Annotated in this window: 2 protein-coding genes and 1 pseudogene; all 3 read left to right on the top strand. The window is 58.8% G+C overall.

The features are described from left to right. Positions 1-82: 82 nt before the first annotated feature. On the top strand, positions 83-982 hold the full coding sequence (locus A2I95_RS30205) for a cytochrome c biogenesis protein CcdA (protein WP_291735815.1): 900 nt from the start codon (positions 83-85) through the stop codon (positions 980-982). Then, on the top strand, positions 975-2,195 hold the full coding sequence (locus A2I95_RS30210; protein ID WP_291735817.1) for an adenylate/guanylate cyclase domain-containing protein: 1,221 nt from the start codon (positions 975-977) through the stop codon (positions 2,193-2,195). Before A2I95_RS30205 ends, A2I95_RS30210 begins: the two co-directional genes overlap by 8 nt. Positions 2,196-2,391: 196 nt before the next feature. Continuing rightward, positions 2,392-2,731 (top strand): annotated as a pseudogene (locus A2I95_RS30215) (arsenic resistance protein); the annotation flags it as partial.

The following is a 2,731-nucleotide window of genomic DNA, read 5'->3' on the forward strand; positions in this document are numbered from 1 at the left end:
ACCTTTCGCTGGCCCAAGGAGTGCGCCTCGGCGCTGCGATCTTCCGGCCATTCCTTCAAGCCCCGGCCGAGGAGGCTGCGCCGTGAGTTCACTCGTCCTTTACGGGTTCACTGCAGGCGCGGTTGCAACGGTCAACCCCTGCGGCTTTGCCCTTTTGCCAGCGTGGTTCGCCCGTGAAATGGCGGCACACGAAGACCGCCCCGCGGCCGAACGCCTGATCCGGGCGTTCGGTTCAGGCGGGCAGGTTTCGCTCGGCTTCGTTTCCATATTCTTGGTTGCCGGGATCCTGCTTGCCGCCGGCTCCGAATGGCTCGGACCGGCGCTGCCGTGGATCGGTGTGACACTGGGATTGGCACTGGCATTGATCGGCATCAGCTGGATTGCGTCGATCCGGTTCCCGGGAGTTCCAGTCATTGAAAAATGCCGCCGAGTTAGCACCCGCTATGGCGCGTTCGGATTTGGCCTCTCGTATGGGCTTGCGTCTATCTCCTGCACACTGCCGGTGTTCATGTCTGTCGCGGGCCTGTCCATTCTTCTGGAGAGCGAGATTTCTTTGTCCGGCTTTTTGGCATACCTGGCCGGGGCAGCCTCCGTTTTGACACTGGTCGCAGTGGGCGGAAGACTCGCAGGTTCGGGATTGCTGAAGCTAGTTCAAGATCGCACCGTGTTCTTGCGACGGGCAGCCGGCACTCTGACACTGCTGGCCGGTCTCTACATCGCCCTCTATTGGGGAAGGCTTTTCTTCGATAACGCGTCATGGGCAGACGAAATCGCGTATTCAGTCGAAGGATATGCATCGAGCGCAAGCATGTTTCTGTCGTCCAGAACGGGTTTACTCATTCTGCTGTCGGGCGCCACTGTTCTTGCCTTGTGGGCGTGGATTGCTCGCATACGCGCTGCGCACCGCAAACAGGCCGCTCGCTTGATCCCTGGAGACTATATGAACAAGCTAACGGGCTTCCTGAGATGGGACCATGACTGACCTGAACTGCCAACATACAGCAAAAACACCTGATGAATTCGGGTGTGACACCGGCCAGCTTGCACTGTGTCTAGCGGAACATGGCGCCAGTTCAGAGGACGCCCAGGCAGCTATCCGAAAGTTCGGGCAGCTTCTGTCAGCGGCACCATTGCGGGTAGAACGCCTCTTTGTGAGCGTGCAACCGCTGCATCCGGATTTTCGGGCACGTACTTACCTGTGGCTCGCCAAGGACGACCGGGTGCGCGTGATCGAATGGCCGCATGGGCTTAAGAACAGGCAGGGCTACCGTTCCTCTCCGGATCATCACGTTCATACCACGGGTACAGAGTTACGTGTTCCAGACCTCCAAAACACCCCACCGTCACGTTGCAATCTCTATGATGAGCTTCGGCTTGACGGTTTCACCGACTATCTCATTATCCCGTTGCGCTTCAGTGGCGGCACAATCAACACGCTTTCGATTGCAACGCGCCAACCAGGCGGATTTTCGAAAGGCTGCCTCGTTGCCTTCCGCCGGCTGGCAGATCTCCTGGCCGCGCTGCTGGAGCGGTTTGTTGCCGTCGAAAACCTCGACACCGCCCTGCGGACCTACCTGGGCCGGCATGCCGGCAGCCAGGTCATGCGCGGCGAGATCCGCCTTGGCGAAGGCCAACTAGTCGAGGCTGTCGTGCTGTTTGCGGATCTTCATGACTTCAGCAGCCTTTCGGCGCAATTGAAGCCGGCAGAGACGGTCAGCCTGCTAAACAGCTATTTCGACTGCCTTGTCGCTCCGATTGAAGAGAATGGCGGCCACATACTGAAATTTATCGGCGACGCTGTTCTAGCCTTCTTTCCAGTTAACTTACCCGGATCGCCTGAACCGCGGCCGCAAGAAGCAATCGCCGCCATCAGTCAGAGGCTCAACATGCTGAATTCCGCGCGAATGGAAGCAGGTGAGAAGGCCCTGCAGCACGGCCTCTGCTTGCATTTCGGCGAAGTTCTGTACGGCAATATCGGGTCGAGTGAGCGTCTGGATTTCACCATTATCGGCGATGCGGTGAATGTAGCCTCCCGATGTCTTGAGGAAACCCACGCATTTGGCGTCGAGTACCTCGCCACAGAGGGATTCGTAACGCGATTTTCTCCCGAAAATTCCTCACACATCGGGACGCGCAAGTTGAAAGGCATTACCAGTCCTGTATCGCTTCATGAACTTTGCCCGAATTTAACGTAGACTTTTTTTCGTCCTTGGAGGAGGACGCCTGGCGCTCTGGGCCAAAATCAGACGTGCGAGAGGGGGTCCCTTGCGACTTGCGCTCTTGGGGTATACCCGCGTCTGCGACTACCTTCACGGCAAGGCGGAGTGGGGGGAGGCTAGCCTGCCCTGTGTGACGGATGAAACGCAGGTGCGATAGGGAGAGGCTGAGGCGATGCGGGATTGGCTGGAGAGGCGTCAGATCACTGTCTACCTTGGCGCGATTGGACTCGGAATCGCTGCCGGCTCGATAGCGCCGGATGCTGCCGGTCCTCTGGAATTCGCAGTCACACCCGTGCTGGCGGCGCTCATCTATACCACGTTCCTGCAGGTTCCGCTCGCCGATCTCAGAGGCGCGATGCGCAACCGGCGTTTTCTCGGCGCGCTCCTGGTGGCCAATTTCATCGCTGTTCCGCTGCTGGTGTGGCTTCTGTTCCAAATGGTGCCGTCCCGCCCGGCGGTGCAACTGGGAGTGCTCCTTGTGTTGCTCACCCCCTGCATCGACTATGTCGTAG

Source organism: Leisingera sp. F5 (genome assembly GCF_001593695.1).

Coding starts and splice junctions, on each gene's coding strand:
- A2I95_RS30210 (WP_291735817.1), top strand. CDS start 975: ATGACTGACCTGAACTGCCAACATACAGCAAAAACACCTGATGAATTC.